Below are 16,065 nucleotides of genomic sequence, written 5' to 3' on the forward strand. Positions count from 1 at the left end.
GTAGCTCCGTCTCGTGGGCTCGGAGATGTGTATAAGAGACAGGGATAGGGGAGGGGCTGCGGGATTTCCGCATCGTCTCGGACAACCGGGAGTTCCTCGTCGGGCGGGGGACGTTCGATGGGGTCCCCATGACGGTCTGTTCCACGGGAATCGGCGCGCCCTCGACCGAGATCGCGGTCGTGGAGCTGATCCGTTCCGGGGCCAGGGCCCTGATCCGGGTCGGGGGATGCGGGGCGCTGCGCGTCGGCATCGAGTGCGGCGACCTGATCCTCAACTCGGGCATGGTGCGCCTGGGAGGGGCGTCGATCCACTACGCGCGCCCGGAGTACCCCGCGGTCGCATCCTTCGACGTCCTGGAGTGCCTGCGCGATGCGTGCCGCGAGCATGGGGCGAGGTGGCATGTCGGCATCGGGGCCTCCATGGGGAGCTTCTACCGCGGGCAGGGGCGCGCCGGGCCCTCCGCCCGGCCGGACGATGACGCCCTGTATCGGGAGATGCTCGGCCTCGGGGTGCTGAACATGGAGATGGAGGCCGAGACGGTCCTGACCCTCGGCTCCCTGTACGGGGTCCATGCGGGCAGCATCGTCGCCGTGCACTGCAACCGCGTCACGAATCGCTGGCTGGTGGACGACGGGGAGTCGCAGGGGCGCCTGTGCCGGGTTGCGCTCTCGGGGGCCCGCCGTCTGTACGAAAGATTGAGGCTCGAGGAGCCGGAAGCGATGAAAATGGGAAAGGACGTGTGTGGAGATGATTAGGAAGTTGCTTTTGGGTGCGCTGGTGCTGCTGGGGAGCGCCGTGTTCGGCCGGGGGGCGGAGGCCGCCGACCTGCGCAAGGTGTCCATCCAGATCGACGGGGCGGCCGTCCCCTATTACGCGCCGCTCTATCTGGCGCAGGAGAAGGGGTATTTCGCCGAGCAGGGACTCGACGTGGAGTTCTACTATTCCGCGGGGGCGGATATCGTCAAGAACGTGGGCGTGGGCAACGTGGAGTTCGGCTTTCCCAACGCGGATTCGGTCATCGTGGGCCGAGGGGCCGGGATCCCCGTCAAGGTGGTCCATACGACCTATCAGCATGGGTTGGGTGCGACGATCTTCAAGCGGTCGAGCGGGATCTCCGGACCGGCCGACCTCAAGGGGAAGAAGGTTGCGGTCACCAGCCTGGCGAGCCCGAACTACATTCAGCTCCAGGTCATGCTCAAGGAGGCCGGCCTCGCCGTCTCGGACCTCGACCTGGAGGTCATCGGCACGGGAGCCATCGTGGGCGCCCTTGCCGACGGACAGGTGGACGCCATCGTCTTCTCCATGCTGAGGACCGTGGAGCTGCGCAATCAGGGGGTGGATGTGGACGAGATCCGGTCCGACACCTTCCTGCCCTCGCACGGAAACGTCCTGATCGCGGGGGAGAAGCTGCTGAAGGACGAGCCCGAGCTGGTGGAAAAGTTCGTCGCGGCCCTCGACAAGTCCCTGGATTACATCATCGGCGGGCACAGCCGCGAGGCCGTCGAGCTCTCCGTGAGCAAATACGCGCCGAGCTTCGGCGACCGCGTCGACGTCGTGACGAGGATCCTGGACGAGATCTTCATCCCCTACCTCTGGACCAGCGACTACACGAAGGCGCACGGGCTGGGGGCCTCCGACGTGGAGCGCTGGGGACGGTCCATCGCCATCCTGAAGGAGTACGGCGTGCTGAAAATGGCTCCATCGGCGGAGGACCTGCTTTACGTGAGGCCCTAGGGGCGGGAGACGGTCCGCATGCGCCGAGCTCTGCTGAACTGGCTGCCCCCCGCGGCCGTGTTCCCCCTGCTGATCTGGGGGTGGAAGGCCTACATCGCGGCCTTCGACGTCCCGCCGAACCTGCTGCCGCAGCCGGAGGACGTTCTGAAGCACCTGGTCTTCCACTTCACGCGGGGGGACATGCTGCGGCACGTGGGCGTGACGCTTCACGAGGTTTTCGTGGGCGTCCTTATCGGGGCCGCGGCCGGGGTTGCCGCCGGGTATTGGGTCGCGAGGTCCCGTCTTCTGGAGCGCCTGGTGATGCCCTTTGTCCTGATCGTGCAGACGGCTCCCAAGATCTCGATCGCGCCGCTTTTGATCCTCTGGTTCGGGCTCGGCATCGAGTCGAAGGTGGCGCTGGTGGTCCTGGTGGTCTTCTTCCCCATCATGGTCAACGAGGTGGCCGCGATCCGGGACATCGACGCCAACCTGCACCAGCTTCTCTCGGTCCTGGGGGCCACGGCCTGGCAGCGCTTCGCCTATCTGGAGCTCCCCGCGTCCCTCTCCTGGCTGCTCTCGGGGATGAAGGTGGCCGTCACGCAGGCCGTCATCGGGGCGGTCGTCGGCGAGATGATCGGCAGCAAGGCGGGGATGGGCTTCCTTCTGATGCTGGGGAACGAGACCAGCGACATCAACCTGATCCTGGCCTCCGTCATCGTGTTGAGCCTGATCGGCCTGCTGCTCTACCTCCTGGTCGCCTTTGCCGAACGCCGTCTGGTCGCCTGGCGGGAACCGGAGGCGGAACCCGTATAGACCGCGGGCGTTGTGCCGGATCCAAGCCATGCCAGAATCGGGCCCACCAGTACAAACGGTGGGCCCGATTCTATGAGGGAGTGTAGAAGCGATACGTGTTGCGTCCCGAGTTCTTCGCCTGGTACAGGGCGTTGTCGGCGCGCTTCAGCAGGACCAGGAGCTCGTCCCCGTCCTGAGGATAGACGGCGATGCCCATACTGGCGTGTATCTGGTAGCACGTATTCTCGAGACAGGTCGGGGCCTCCAGGGAGGCCCGTATCCTCTGGATGGCGGCGGCATATTTGTGGGGATCGGGGTCGCAGGTCAGGAGCAGAGCGAACTCGTCGCCGCCCACACGGGCGGCGATGTCGCTGGTGCGGATGCTCGCGCGGAGGCGGCCGGCGAACTCCTGGAGCAGCAGGTCCCCCGCGTGGTGTCCCAGGGTGTCGTTGACGTCCTTGAAATGGTCCAGGTCCGCCATGACGACCAGGACGGCCTTGCCCGTGCGCTTGGCGCTGGCCATCATCTGAAGAAGGTGCTGGTGGAAGAGCGGCCTGCTGGGAAGCCCGGTAAGGACGTCGTGGGTGGCGCGGTACTTGAAATCGTCCTCCCGCTCCTTGCGGCTGTGAATATCCCTGAGGATGCCCAGGGTGCGGGCGACCCTTCCCTCCGCGTCCCGGAATACCTGCCCGCGGCACTGACGCCAGCGGTAGACGCCGTCCGCGCAGAGCAGGCGGAAGACGACGTCGTAGGTTCCCTTGATGTAGGTCCGCTGCAGAATATCCTTCAGGATATGCCGGGCCTTGACGTCCTCGGGATGGATGAACTTGATCCAGCGCTTCACGGGGGGAAGCTCCTTCAGGGAGGTGCGCTGCATCTCGGCGAGCCCGGAGGAGCAGAAGGTCCTCTCCCATGTGCCCGGAAAAAACTCGAACACCCCATCCCTGCTGCATTCAAGGACAAGGCGCCACCGCTCCTCCTCGGCCTTCAAACGTTCAACCGTACGGGCGGACTTCTCCGCCGTCCGGTTGAGCATCTCCGCAAGCCCGCCCAAGGGCTCCGTGCTCGGGCGGACGTTTTCCCCGGCTGTGCGGTCTATCAGCTCCATCGCATGTTTCAGGTCCATCCGGAGCATATCGAGCAGGACGCCAAGGAATCCTTCGGCGTCGATCCTGCCGTCGAGATCGCCCTCGTGCATTCTCATGAGCGTGGTGCGGACCTGAAGCAGGGCGTCCCTGAGGGCAAGAGCCCTGTCGTCCCCCTCCAGAGCGGCCGGGAGGGCCGTCCTGGGGTCGGACTGGAACGCCAACCCGTGAAAGTAGGTCAGGACTTCGTCGAGTTCCGAGGGATCCTGCTCTTGGGTGGAGCCGTTCCTGAGTATGGCGCTTACCTCCTTTGCCGGTTCGGCCTCCCGAGTGCGGATGGCGTTAGGGGGGTCCGGCCCGCATGTCCGCAGGCCGGCGAAACTTCATGAGAACTCCGGGAAAATGATATCACAAAAGATAGCCGCTTCGCCCCCAAGGTCCCCATAGATGGAGGCGGAGGAGTAGAATAACGGAAAAGGCCGGGCCTGAGAGCGTGTTGCCCGGGCAGATCTGTCCGAGAGGGCATCCGAAGGGGGAGGAGAACACGATGCGGTCCCTGCGACAGGACGCGCTGAAGATCGTTCACGAGGCCATCCGGAGGGTGTTGCCGGAGAGCGCCGTGAAGGAGGCCCTGGCGGGCGAGGCCTTCTCCGGGCGCCGGGGGAAGGGCAGGGTCGTCGCCGCCGCGATCGGCAAGGCCGCGTGGCGCATGGCGAGGGCTGCGGCGGACTTCCTGGGACCGGACCTCTCGGGCGGGGCGGTCATCACGAAGTATGGGCACTCGATGGGCCCGATCGATGGGCTGGAGATCTTCGAGGCGGGACACCCCCTCCCGGACGGGAACACCCTGAGGGGGACGGAGGCGCTCCTGCGGAAGGTCCGGGGGCTCGGCCCCGACGATACCGTGCTCTTCCTCGTCTCGGGGGGCGGCTCGGCGCTCTTCGAGCGCCCGATGGACGGTGTGACGCTGGACGACCTCGTTGCCGTGACGGACCAGCTCCTGGCCTGCGGGGCCGACATCGTGGAGGTCAACCGGATCCGCAAGCGCCTCTCCTCGGTCAAGGGCGGGCGTTTTGCGCAGATGGCCGCGCCCGCGCACGTCCACGCCGTGGTGCTCTCCGACGTGCTGGGCGACCGGCTGGACAGCATCGCGTCCGGCCCGGCCTGGCCGGACGCCGATACGGCGGAGGAGGTCCTGGCGACCGTGCGGAAGTACGGCATCTCGCTTCGCCCCGGGTTGGAGGAGCTCCTGAGGCTGGAGACCCCGAAGCGCCTCGGCAACGTCACGGCCGTTGTCACGGGGAGCGTGGGCGCGCTTTGCTCGGCCGCGGAGGACGCGGCCCGAGGCTTGGGCTATACGCCGCTCGTCCTGACCACGACCCTGGACTGCGAGGCGCGCGGGGCGGGCGCGTTTCTGGCCGCTCTGGCGCGCGAGGTGCGGGCCTCGGGACGCCCTGTCGAGGCGCCCTGCGCCCTGATCCTGGGCGGGGAGACGGTGGTCCGCCTCACTGGAAGGGGCAGGGGAGGGCGCAATCAGGAGCTGGCGCTGTCGGCCGCGCGGGGCATTGCGGGGTTGGACAATACGGTCGTTGCCTCCGTAGGCTCGGACGGCACGGACGGGCCAACCGACGCGGCCGGCGGGATCGTGGATGGGGGCACGGCGGAGCTGCTGCGGGGGCGCGGGATCGACATCGAGAGGGTCCTGGCGGACAACGATTCGTACACGGCGCTGTCGGCAGCGGACTCCCTCGTGGTCACGGGCCCGACGGGGACGAACGTCAACGACCTGGCGCTGGCGCTCTGCGGCGCCTGATCCGTCCTGGGCCGGCAGCCGAGGGCCCCGCGGCCTTCGCGGAGGCGCCGGTGCGCCGAAAACCGCCGGGAAGCTGGAGCCGCTGCTTAAAATTCGGGCGATGCTGATAGAATAAAGGCGGGATGTGTTCGGCGCGGGACGCCGTTCCCGGGCCCTGACCCGGAATCCTGATCCGGAATTTGGAAGGGAGAGCTTTTTCGAGATGCGATATGTTCATTCCGCAATCCTGGGCTTCCTGCTGTTTTTGGTCTCCCTCGCCCCCTGCGCTCCCTCCGCCCCGGCCAGTGCCGTCACGGTCGAGCCGGACGTGGAGGTGCATCGGGTGGTGGGGGCGCTCTATGCGCTGTCCGCGGCCATGAACCTCTATCACGCGGAGCCTGGGGCCATTTCGTCGCCCGAACAGCTGGGGCGCTTCTTTCAGAGGGATACCCTGCCGTCCGGCTGGCCCGGGTCCGTCCGCGTCGCATCGTACGAAGGGGCCTGGTGGGTGGGTGTGGCCGTGGACCCCTATTCGCCCGCCCGCAAGTTTCTGAGGGCGAATGCCCCCGAGCTGAGCGTCCTGGACGCTCCGGGCGGAGCTCCTTGGATGGGCGCGTCCTTCGCCTGGATGGAGGCGCTTCGGCTGGGGGCATCCGGGGCCCCCGCTGCGGAGGCCGCCGAGGGCTCCGGGGAGGACCGGAACGAGCTGTTCTTCCGGACGCCGGGGACGGATCGGTATTGGTGGAGCCCCCTGCGTTTCTCGGACTCCGCGCGGGCCTCGGTCCTGAAACGATGGGGACGTGCCGTGGACGGTTCCACGCTGACGGTCCCGCAGGAACGGGCCGCGGCCAAGGAGGAGTTCCGCGCCGCGCCCGTGGGGCTGCCGGAGGAGTTCGGCGTCAGTTCCGATCAGGAGCCCGGCTCCTCCTTGGAGGTGGGCGACGTGATCTTCAACCCCGTTCCCCGGCCGCGGAGCAACTGATTTTCTGAATTTTCCCCGGGAGTGGCTGATCGGAGCTGTTTTCAGAACCTCGGGCGGCTTGACCAAAGACGACAGACGATTGCAGGAGGGATTTGGCGATGAAAATGAAGTGGAGAGATGGGTTGTTTTCGGCGGCGGGGCTGCTCGTTTTTTGTGCGTTCTGTGCGGCGGGTGCGGCCATGGCGTCGGATGTACTGGTCGGCGCCTGCATCTACAAGTTTGACGACACCTTCATGAAGGGCGTGCGCAGGAACATGGTCTCGGAGATGAAGAAGCTGGGGGGCGAGCTGGAGGTCGCGGACTCGCAGAACCAGCAGCCGGTCCAGGACGGCCAGGTGGGCGCCTTCATCAACAAGGGCGCGAAGGCGCTGATCGTCAATCTCGTCAATCCCGTGGACCGGGCGGTGGCCGCTTCGCTCCTGGAGAAGGCCAGGGCGGCGAACCTGCCGATCGTCTTTCTCAACCGCGAGCCAGACGCCGAGGTCATGAAGTCCTACGATAAGGCCTGCTACGTCGGGACCCACGCGGAGGAGTCCGGAAGGCTGTTGGGCGAGCTGATCGTGGACTACTTCAAGGGACATCCCGAGGCGGACAGGAACAGGGACGGCAAAATTCAGTACGTCATGCTGCGCGGCGGAGAGGGGCAGCAGGACGCCATTCTGCGAACGGAGTTCTCCGTCAAGGCGATGAAGGACGGCGGGTTCGAGGTAGAGGAACTGGCCAGCGAAACGGCAAACTGGGACAAGGCCCAGGGCGCCGAGAGGATGAAGGGCTTCATCGCCTCCGTGGGACTGGACAGGATCGAGGCCGTGGTGGCGAACAACGACAGCATGGCCCTGGGCGCCATCGCTGCACTGAAGGCCGAGGGCTATAACCTGGGCGACGCCGCGAAGTACATCCCCGTTGTGGGCGTGGATGCCACGGCGCCGGCACTCGAGGCCATGGGCCAGGGGACCCTGCTGGGCACGGTGCTGAACGACGCCCGGAGCCAGGGAGCCGCCGCGGTCCGAGCCGCCTTCGCGGCCGCGCAGGGCAGGGCTATCGACAAGGAGACCGTCGGCTACGAGGTGACCGACGGAAAGTACATCTGGATTCCCTATATGAAGGTCACGACCGAGAACTTCAAGAGATTGATGTAGGCGGGCGATCCGGTGTCCGGTGAATTTTGGAGAGGTTCTTCATGTCCGTTCTGATCTGCGGCGGGGCCGGCTACATCGGTTCCCATAACGTGCGGGCCCTGCTGGACCGGGGCGAGAGCGTGGTGGTGCTGGACAACCTCTGGACCGGACACCGGGCGGCGTTGCCGGAGTCCGTGCCCTTCTACGAGGGCGATGTCCGAGACGCGGCGCTGCTGGACAGGATCATGGGCGAACATCCCATAGAGGCGGTCGTTCACTTCTGCGCCTGCTCCCTGGTGGGCGAAAGCGTTGAGCGGCCGCTCCGCTACTTCAACAACAACGTGTACGGGATGCAGGTCCTGCTGGAGGCGATGGAGCGGCACGGCCTGGACAGGATCGTGTTCTCCTCCTCCGCGTCGGTCTACGGCGAGCCGAAGCGCGTTCCCATCACGGAGGACGACGAGACCCTGCCCACCAACCCCTACGGCGAGACCAAGCGGATGATGGAGCGCATGATGCACTGGGTGGGGCTGCGGCACGGCATCCGATACGTTTCGCTGCGCTACTTCAACGTGGCGGGAGCGCGCGAGGACGGCAGCATCGGCGAGGATCACCGGTGCGAGACGCATCTGGTGCCCATCATCCTCCAGGTTCCGCTGGGCCGGCGGACGCACGTCACGATCTACGGGGACGATTACCCCACGCCGGACGGCACCTGCATCCGGGATTACGTCCATGTCTCCGACCTGGTCGATGCGCACCTCCGGGCATTGGACCACCTTCGCGGAGGCGGGGAGGGCGGCATCTTCAACCTGGGCAGCGGCGACGGTTACTCGGTGAGGGCGATGATCGAGGCGGCCTGCGCCGCGACGGGCCACGCGATTCCCGTGGAGGTCGGCCCGCGCCGTGCGGGCGACCCGGCGCGGCTGGTGGCCGACAGCACGAGGGCGAGGAAGGTCCTGGGCTGGACCCCGCGCGTCACCAACATGGAGGATATCGTCGCGACGGCGTGGAACTGGCACCGCAGCCACCCGGACGGGTACGGGGACTGAGGCCGTACGGCTATTGGGCTTAGGGGAAAGGTGGGATGGAGTGTGGCGGCACTCAATTTCAACACGGCGAACTCCACGTTCAGGCAGCTCTTTGGCAACGGACTGAGCTACCACGTCCCCGCCTTCCAGCGGGATTACTCCTGGACGGAGGACGAGTGGGACGACCTGTGGCAGGACCTCCTCGGGCTGTTCGAGCCCGACGGGGAGCCCGCGCACTATATGGGATACCTGGTCCTGCAGTCCTCGGACAGCAAACGTTTCGACATCATCGACGGCCAGCAGCGCCTCACGACGATCAGCGTGATGCTCCTGGCCGGATTAGGGCATCTTCAGGACCTTGTGGAGGCCGAGTTGGATGCTGAAAGGAACAACGTAAGGAAAGAGCAGCTTCGGGGAAGCTATATCGGCTACCTCGACCCGGTGACGTTGGTGCCGCGTTCCAAGCTGGAACTGAACCGGCACAACAACCGCTTTTATCAGAACTATCTGGTTCCCCTCGAAAATCTGCCCCAGAGAGGACTCAACGCCTCGGAGCATCAGCTGCGCAAGGCCTTCATCTGGTTCAGGGAGCGCATCAGAGCCCGATGCGGCATGACGGTCTCCAGCGGGGAGAATCTGGCGGCCTTTCTGGACTCCCTCGTGGACAAACTTTTTTTCACCGTCATCACCGTGACCGACGAACTGAACGCCTTCAAGGTGTTCGAGACCCTCAACGCCCGCGGGGTGAGGCTGTCCGCGACCGACCTGCTGAAAAACTACCTGTTTTCGGTCATCAGCTCTCAGGAGTCCCACGAAACGGAACTCAAGGCCCTTGAGGAACGATGGGAACGCATCGTCGGTCTGCTGGGGAGCGAGAGCTTTCCCGAGTTTCTTCGGGTTTTCTGGAACAGTCGGAATTCTCTGGTGCGCAAGGCCGAGCTCTTCAAGACCATCCGCAGGAAGGTCGCGACCCGCGAAGCCGCCTTCGAGCTGCTGCGCCGTCTGGACCACTGCGCCGGCCTGTACGCGGCGCTCCGGGACCCTCAGGATAGCTCGTGGAATCGCGACGAAAAACGTGCGCTCGAACAACTGCTGATGTTCAACGTGCGTCAGCCTCTGGCGATGCTCATGGCCTGTCGGGCCAGATTTTACGAGTCCGACAGGGCCGCGTTCACCCGGATCGTCAAGGCGGTGGCGGTGGTGTCCTTCCGCTACAACGTCATCTGCAACCTTCAGGCTCACGAGCAGGAACGCCTGTACAACGCGATCGCGTGGAAGGTCTCGAACGGGAAATACGAGCGTCCTTCCGAGGTGATCGAAGCGCTGCAGAGCGTCTATCCCGACGACGGGCCGTTCAAGGCCGCCTTTGGAGAGAAGGAGCTGCGCACGGGCAACAGCCGCAACAAAAAGGTGGCGCGCTACATTCTCTTCGAGATCGAGCGGCAGTGTTCCGGCCAGGATCTCGATTTCGAGAGCGCCGCCTACACCTTGGAGCACATCCTTCCGGAGCATCCCTCGGAAGCCTGGTCCCACATCGACGAGTCCAGCCAGGAACGCTTTATCTACCGTATCGGCAACATGACGCCGCTCGAAAATAAGCTGAACCGGGCGCTGGGCAACCAGGACTACGCGGAAAAGCGCAAGGTCTATCCGAAAAGCGCGTTTCAGATCACCCGTGCGATCGCCGAGCATTACGAAACCTGGGACGCATCCAGAGTCGAGGCCAGGCAGAACTGTCTCGCGGCTATCGCCGCAGGCATCTGGAAGGTGGATTTCGGAGGTTAGACAGGGGGCCAGGGGAGCCCGTTCCCCTGGGCGGGGTATGGGGCGAAGCCCCATGTTTTTGGGAGGCGTCTGCGATGCTGAATTCTGCCGTCGACATCAACCATGAGCTGAACCGTCTGCTCCGCTTTGCCCTGAGCCGCGGGCTGATCGGGCCCTTGGCCGCCAACGTCCTCATCGGGGAGCTGGGGGTAACGGATTTTTCCCCAGAGCCCTGCTTGCAGGAGCGTCCTGAGGAAAATTTCGAGGCTATCCTGACGCCCGCCCCGATTCTGGAGCGTGTCCTGGACTGGGCCGTGGAGGCCGGACTGACCCCGGACATGGCGACGGACCACGACCTGCTGGACACGCGGCTGATGGGGGCTCTCGCGCCTCGCCCGTCGTGGACGGCCGCCACGGAGTACGGCGAGCTGGACATCACCATCAACCTCCCCAAGCCCGAGAAGGACCCCCGCGAGATCGCCCGGGCACGCACCGCCGCGCTGTCCTCCTATCCCTAATGCCTGCTCTGCCGCGAGAACGAGGGGTTTTACGGAAACGCGAACCATCCGGCCCGCCAGAACCTGCGGCTGATCCCGATGGACCTCCGCGGGCGGCATCGGGCCTGCGGGGTAAAGCCGTAGAGGCGATGCTGCGGGCGGAGGTGGGGTGCGTCTTCGAGCAGGTGCTGCATGACAGCGCGGTGTTCAAGCGTGACGCGGAAGGTATGTCCGCCTTCGATCGGTTCGTGGCGGGACTGTGACGGGATGGGGCACGGGAGGGGGGCGCGTATTGCCCCCTTCCCCAAACGGCGCATCGAGTGTATAATAGGCTTCGCGTTTTTGCGGAGACGTGGCCGAGTGGTCGAAGGCGGGCGCTTGGAGAGCGTCTGAGCAGCAATGCTCCTAGAGTTCGAATCTCTACGTCTCCGCCATTTTCATTTCCAAGAAAGTCCCATCGAAATATCCCCGATTTCGCGCATACCGTCAGGCTTCGGAGAGCAGGGAAGTCCTTTGAGGGCGCCCCCTCCACCCAAAGCGCCAAAGTGAATATCAACGCAGGAATGGTTCTCCGGCAGCAGGATGAATTTCATTGCAGGCGTCACACGGATCGTGCTCGCAGCGCATCGCCGGCGGAAGTGCATCGCTTATCCCGTTCGACAATGCTTGAATCCCTTAGGGGCTCCCTGCGCCGGGAGCGAGCTTCATGGTCCGTTACATCCTGACCGGACCTCCTCCGATCGCCGCCGCGGACGATAACTTTAATAAGGAGGGAGCCGTCGAGATGAAGGATATCATCGTTCTGAAGGGGCAGATCGTCTACGCCGAGTCCCCCGAAAGACTGGCCGTAAGGCCCGACGCCTGTCTCGTGGCCGAGGGCGGAAAGGTGTCGGGCGTCTACGACATCCTGCCCGACGCCTACGCGGGCGTCCACGTCGAGGATTGCGGGGACCGTCTTATCGTCCCCGGCTTCAATGACCTCCACGTCCACGCGCCTCAGTTCCCGAACCGGGGCCTTGGTATGGACAGGGAGCTGCTGCCCTGGCTGAACGCCTACACCTTTCCCGAGGAGGCGAAGTTCGGGGACGAGGGCTACGCGAAGCGCGTCTACGGACGCTTCGTCCGGGAGCTCTGGAGGGTGGGCACGATGCGGGCCGCCGTCTTCGCCACCATTCACGCCCCATCCGCGCGGGTCCTCGCGGACCTGATGGAGGCGGCCGGCCTGGGCGGGTACGTGGGCAAGGTCAATATGGACCGCAACAGCCCGGACACCCTCATCGAGCCGACCGCGGCCTCGCTGGCCGAGACGGTGCGGTTTGTCGAGAGCTTCGGGAGCGGGGCCGAGCGCGTGCGCCCCATCCTCACCCCGCGCTTCGTGCCCACCTGTACGGAGGAGCTGATGCGGGGCCTGGGGTGGCTGGCGGAGGAGCGGAAGCTGCCCGTGCAGTCGCACCTGTCCGAGAACGAGGGCGAGATCGCCTGGGTCCGGGAGCTGCACCCCGAGTCCAGGGACTATGCCTCCGTCTACGATGCGTTCGGACTGTTCGGCCAAACGCCGACCGTCATGGCGCACTGCGTCCACGTCACCGACGACGAGATTGCGCTGATGAAGCGGCGGGGCGTCTACGTCGCGCACTGCCCGATCTCCAACCTGAACCTCTCGAGCGGCATCGCCCCGGTGCGGCGCTTCCTCGAGGAGGGCGTCAGCGTGGGGCTGGGGTCGGACGTTTCCGGCGGGCACAGGCTCTCCATAATGGACACGATGGCCTCCGCGGTCGAGTGCTCGAAGATGCGCTGGAAGTACGTGGACGGCAGAGCGCCCCTGACGACGGCGGAGGTCTTCTACTGCGCGACGAAGGGCGGCGGGTCCTTCTTCGGGAGGGTCGGCAGCTTCGAGAGCGGCTATGCCCTGGACTGCCTCGTGATCGACGATACCCGCCTGAAGGACGAGGTCCGGCGTTCCCTCGAGGAGCGTCTGGAGCGTTTCATCTACCTGGGCGACGACCGGGAGATCGTCGCGCGCTACGTGGACGGCGCGCTCCTGCCCGAACCGAAGGTGCCTTAGGGGGGATTGTGGGGTCAAAAAATAAAAAATCCCGCTCAGGGAGCGGGGTTTGTGGGGGAATGGGGGACCATCGGTTTTAACGACTGGCGGAGGACAGAGGATTCGAACCCCTGGGGGCTTGCACCCCAACTGATTTCAAGTCAGCCGCCTTCGACCGCTCGGCCAGTCCTCCGCATGTCCTTGAGATTATACACCCTCCGCTTTTCCGCCGCTTCCGGCCTGGCCGAACGTCTCCGCCGTCATGCCCTTGAAGCCCTCCCTCCGACCCTCTACAATGATGAGGAAGTGCAATGAACGTCGGACAAGGAGGTCGGCAGCGTGGATTCACCGCAGGGGTTCGTGTGCAGAACGCGTGTGCGCTACGGCGAGACGGATCAGATGGGCGTGGCCTATTACGGCCGCTATCTGGATTGGTTCGAGATGGGACGGACGGAGCTCTGCCGTTCGTATGGAAGGACGTATCGGGACTGGGAGGCGGAGGGCATCCTCCTGCCCGTGGTCGAGGCCGGCTGCCGCTACAAGTCGTCCCTGTTCTACGACGACGAGATCGAGATCGAGACCCGCATCTCCGAGGTTACGAACGTCAGCGTCACGTTCCGGTGCCGCGTGTTCCGCGCCGCCGACGGGAAGCTGGCGGCAGAGGGCTGGACGCGCCACGCCTTCGTCTCTAAGGACGGCAGGCTGCTGCGCAGGGGCAACCCTCTGGCGGACTGGATGCGCGCGCATCTGGCGCCGTGATCGACGTTCACTCCGAGGAGGGGGCATCCCGCCGCAGCTGGATGCCCGACGGGCGATAGAGGGAGGTGCGGACCATGCCCAGATTCCTGCTGCATGCATTCTTTTTGCTGCTGGGAACGCTCGTCGTTCTCATGGCCGCAGCGCGTTTTCTGCTGCCGTCTCTGGCCTTCCACCCCACGAGGGAGATCATCGCAACGCCTGCGGATGCGGGGCTCCGCTACGAGGACGTCACCCTGACCGCGGACGACGGCGTCCGTCTGCGCGCCTGGTACGTCCCGGCCGAGAACGCCCGGGCGACGCTGCTCTTCTGCCATGGCAACGGAGGCAATCTCTCCTGGCGCGTGGAATCCCTCCGTATCTTTCACGACCTGGGGCTGTCCTCCTTCGTCTTCGACTATCGGGGCTACGGACAGAGCGAGGGCTCGCCAAGCCCGGAGGGCGTCGCCCGGGACGCGCGCGCGGCGTGGAACTGGCTGCAGGACAGGGGTGCGGCCTCCGGCGACATCGTGCTCTTCGGCCGCTCGCTCGGCGGCGCCGTCGCTCTGGAACTCACGCGCAGCGTCAGGCCCCGCGCGCTCATCCTGGAATCCACCTTCGCCTCACCGTTCGGAGTCCTGCACCTGGACTTTATGGCCCCGCTCCTGCGGGCGGCGGTCGGGGACATCTGGAACTCCCGGGAGGCGGCCGAACGCCTGACCGTCCCCACCCTGTGCATTCACAGCCCGGACGACGGCATCGTCCCCTTTCGCGAGGGAAGGCGGCTTTACGAGGCCGTGGCCGGAGGGAAGGCATTCGTGGAAATCCATGGCAGCCACAACGGAGGCTTCCTGCAGTCCCGGGAGATCTACGTTCCGGCCCTCGATCGATTCCTGACGGAGCATTTCGGCCCGATCCGGCGCTGACATAAGACGTCTGGCCTCTTGACAAACGCCGCCTTGAATGTCACCATAGAGCGCACATCGGGGGAGCTTGTCGCTGAGAGGGGGCCGAATCCGGCCTCGACCCTGGAACCTGAACCGGATAATGCCGGCGTAGGAAGATGTTCGTTCTCATCCATCGTTCCTTTCGGATTCCCGTTCCCGCCCAATTCCTCTCCCGGATGTCGCCGTCATTTTTTTATCCTGTCTGGGGAGGTTGTTTCGTCATGTCGGAGCAAGTTCGTTCGTCGCGTACCGTGGTTTTGGTGGAGGGGGCCCTGTGCATCGCCCTCTCGATCGTGTTGTCCTACATCCGGCTGTTCCGTATGCCTCAGGGGGGCTCCGTCAACCTGGAATTGGTCCCGCTGATCCTGTTCGCCTGGCGGAGGGGGCTGTGTTGGGGCTGTGGCGCGGGGGTGCTCGCGGGCGTGATGAACCTGCTGCTGGGCGGGTATGTCGTGCATCCCGTCCAGGCGATCCTGGACTATCCCGCGGCCTACGGCGCCATGGGGCTGGCGGCGCTGCTGCCGCGGCAGAGGCTGGTGGGCCTGGCCCTGGCGGCGCTCGTGCAGTTCTCCTGCCATGTCCTCTCCGGCGTCATCTTCTTCGCCAGCTATGCCCCCGAGGGGACGAACCCCTGGGTCTACTCCGCCGTCTACAACGGCTCGTTCCTCGCGCCAAAAATCATCATCTCCGGGGTCGTGACCTGGCTTTTGCTGCGGAAGCTGGAGGAGGTCTACCCCGCGGGTAAACGGTGACGGAGACCGCTTCGCCGTTCGCCTTCGAGGGCCGGGCGACTCGTCCGGCCCTCTTTTCTATTTTATTCCGATCTACTCCGAGGCGCGCGGCGCCCGTCCCCGGCGACGGCCCGGACAGTTCCCGGCCCAGGGACACTCCCGGCACCGATCGGTCCGGGCCGGCCAGTCCCCCAGTGCGGCGCCCCGCGCCGCCTCCAGCACCCGCGACCTCAATCCGTCCCATTCGAAGTCCCGCGGAAAGGAACGTCGGCTCCCGATGAGCCCCCCCTCGCGCAGAAAGATCAGCCCGACGTCCACCGCCTCGAAATTTTGCTTCGTGAGTCCCGTTTTTCCTCCTCCCGCGCCCTTTTCCGAGGCCCGTTCGGCGAGCTCCCGGACCGCCAGCGCGTAGAAGGCCAGCTGAGACCGGTAGAGCTCGTCCGGGGCCCCCGACGGAAGGGTGATCTTGTAGTCCCGGACGTGCCAGAGCCCCGCCGCTCCCGTGGAGCGCCAGACCACGTCCATGGCGCCGACCAGGGGCAGGCCCGACCCGCCGACCCGCACGCGGAAGCCCGCCTCTCGCCGCGCACGCCCCGTCCTCAGGGCCCCGCCGATCTCCGCCCCGGCCTCGGAGTCCTTGAACCGGTGGAGCCAGTCGGCCAGGGCCTCCCGGGAGCCGGGATCGCGCCAGACCTCCCGTAGGTTTGCGGGCAGACGCTGCGGGACGCGCGGGTCCGAGAGCCACCAGGACAGGGCGTCCCGCTCCCCCGGCATCGGGCGGTCGGAGGGCTGTCTCTTATACACATCTGACGCTGCCGACGACTAGTCGAGTGT

The 16,065-nt window shown here is 65.6% G+C and carries 15 protein-coding genes, 2 tRNA genes and 1 riboswitch; of the genes, 14 read left to right on the top strand and 3 right to left on the bottom strand.

The features are described 5' to 3' along the window. The first annotated feature begins 71 nt into the window (after positions 1 to 71). Genes ABLA28_RS06355 through ABLA28_RS06365 form a run of 3 tightly spaced genes read left to right on the top strand, consistent with a single transcriptional unit; the run spans position 72 to position 2,526 of the window. Positions 72 to 755 (top strand): nucleoside phosphorylase, encoded by a 684-nt coding sequence (locus ABLA28_RS06355; protein WP_347712971.1) that lies wholly within the window; start codon positions 72 to 74, stop codon positions 753 to 755. Further along, the gene (locus ABLA28_RS06360) at positions 748 to 1,734 is read left to right on the top strand and encodes an ABC transporter substrate-binding protein (protein ID WP_347712959.1); all 987 of its coding nucleotides are present in this window, start codon (positions 748 to 750) and stop codon (positions 1,732 to 1,734) included. The genes ABLA28_RS06355 and ABLA28_RS06360 overlap by 8 nt, the downstream gene beginning before the upstream one ends. Before the next feature lie 18 nt (positions 1,735 to 1,752). Next, positions 1,753 to 2,526 (top strand): ABC transporter permease, encoded by a 774-nt coding sequence (locus ABLA28_RS06365; RefSeq protein WP_347712960.1) that lies wholly within the window; start codon positions 1,753 to 1,755, stop codon positions 2,524 to 2,526. A 70-nt stretch (positions 2,527 to 2,596) separates the two neighbouring features. Here the strand turns inward: ABLA28_RS06365 and ABLA28_RS06370 are convergent, their stop codons facing one another. After that, a complete protein-coding gene (locus ABLA28_RS06370) occupies positions 2,597 to 3,814 on the bottom strand; it encodes a sensor domain-containing diguanylate cyclase (RefSeq protein ID WP_347712961.1) in 1,218 nt (405 codons plus the stop codon). Positions 3,815 to 4,137: 323 nt separating this feature from the next. Between ABLA28_RS06370 and ABLA28_RS06375 the strand changes: the two genes are divergently transcribed. From ABLA28_RS06375 to guaD, 8 genes are all read left to right on the top strand, one after another. Further along, positions 4,138 to 5,403, top strand: coding sequence for a DUF4147 domain-containing protein (locus ABLA28_RS06375; protein WP_347712962.1), 1,266 nt, complete (start codon positions 4,138 to 4,140; stop codon positions 5,401 to 5,403). A 202-nt stretch (positions 5,404 to 5,605) separates the two neighbouring features. Then, positions 5,606 to 6,364 carry a hypothetical protein gene (locus tag ABLA28_RS06380; RefSeq protein ID WP_347712963.1) on the top strand — a complete coding sequence of 253 codons (759 nt, stop codon included), beginning with the start codon at positions 5,606 to 5,608 and terminating at the stop codon, positions 6,362 to 6,364. Between the two features lie 98 nt (positions 6,365 to 6,462). Then, on the top strand, positions 6,463 to 7,503 hold the full coding sequence (locus ABLA28_RS06385; protein WP_347712964.1) for a galactose ABC transporter substrate-binding protein: 1,041 nt from the start codon (positions 6,463 to 6,465) through the stop codon (positions 7,501 to 7,503). Between the two features lie 41 nt (positions 7,504 to 7,544). Then, on the top strand, positions 7,545 to 8,534 hold the full coding sequence (gene galE / locus ABLA28_RS06390) for a UDP-glucose 4-epimerase GalE (protein ID WP_347712965.1): 990 nt from the start codon (positions 7,545 to 7,547) through the stop codon (positions 8,532 to 8,534). A gap of 42 nt (positions 8,535 to 8,576) precedes the next feature. Beyond that, positions 8,577 to 10,298 carry a DUF262 domain-containing protein gene (locus ABLA28_RS06395; protein WP_347712966.1) on the top strand — a complete coding sequence of 574 codons (1,722 nt, stop codon included), beginning with the start codon at positions 8,577 to 8,579 and terminating at the stop codon, positions 10,296 to 10,298. A 74-nt stretch (positions 10,299 to 10,372) separates the two neighbouring features. Next, the gene (locus ABLA28_RS06400; protein WP_347712967.1) at positions 10,373 to 10,795 is read left to right on the top strand and encodes a hypothetical protein; all 423 of its coding nucleotides are present in this window, start codon (positions 10,373 to 10,375) and stop codon (positions 10,793 to 10,795) included. 325 nt (positions 10,796 to 11,120) lie between these two features. Then, positions 11,121 to 11,208: transfer RNA gene (locus tag ABLA28_RS06405), tRNA-Ser, on the top strand. Between the two features lie 272 nt (positions 11,209 to 11,480). Beyond that, the gene (gene guaD / locus ABLA28_RS06410; RefSeq protein WP_347712968.1) at positions 11,481 to 12,839 is read left to right on the top strand and encodes a guanine deaminase; all 1,359 of its coding nucleotides are present in this window, start codon (positions 11,481 to 11,483) and stop codon (positions 12,837 to 12,839) included. An 84-nt stretch (positions 12,840 to 12,923) separates the two neighbouring features. Here guaD and ABLA28_RS06415 read toward each other — a convergent pair. Next, positions 12,924 to 13,011 (bottom strand) — tRNA-Ser (locus tag ABLA28_RS06415). Between the two features lie 146 nt (positions 13,012 to 13,157). On the opposite strand from ABLA28_RS06415, the gene ABLA28_RS06420 reads away from it, so the two are divergent. From ABLA28_RS06420 to thiT, 3 genes are all read left to right on the top strand, one after another. Next, positions 13,158 to 13,577 (top strand): acyl-CoA thioesterase, encoded by a 420-nt coding sequence (locus tag ABLA28_RS06420; protein WP_299302255.1) that lies wholly within the window; start codon positions 13,158 to 13,160, stop codon positions 13,575 to 13,577. Positions 13,578 to 13,651: 74 nt separating this feature from the next. Beyond that, positions 13,652 to 14,479: an alpha/beta hydrolase gene (locus tag ABLA28_RS06425; protein WP_314717197.1), complete on the top strand. Its 828-nt coding sequence runs from the start codon at positions 13,652 to 13,654 to the stop codon at positions 14,477 to 14,479. A gap of 49 nt (positions 14,480 to 14,528) precedes the next feature. Next, positions 14,529 to 14,632: riboswitch (TPP riboswitch) on the top strand. An 89-nt stretch (positions 14,633 to 14,721) separates the two neighbouring features. Next, complete coding sequence (gene thiT, locus ABLA28_RS06430; protein WP_347712969.1) at positions 14,722 to 15,252, top strand: energy-coupled thiamine transporter ThiT; 531 nt, start codon at positions 14,722 to 14,724, stop codon at positions 15,250 to 15,252. A 72-nt stretch (positions 15,253 to 15,324) separates the two neighbouring features. Here thiT and ABLA28_RS06435 read toward each other — a convergent pair whose 3' ends face one another. Then, positions 15,325 to 16,035 carry a PD-(D/E)XK nuclease family protein gene (locus ABLA28_RS06435; RefSeq protein WP_347712970.1) on the bottom strand — a complete coding sequence of 237 codons (711 nt, stop codon included), beginning with the start codon at positions 16,033 to 16,035 and terminating at the stop codon, positions 15,325 to 15,327. Positions 16,036 to 16,065: the final 30 nt, after the last annotated feature.

The sequence above is a fragment of the uncultured Fretibacterium sp. genome, from assembly GCF_963544685.1.
Lineage (GTDB): Bacteria > Synergistota > Synergistia > Synergistales > Aminobacteriaceae > CAJPSE01.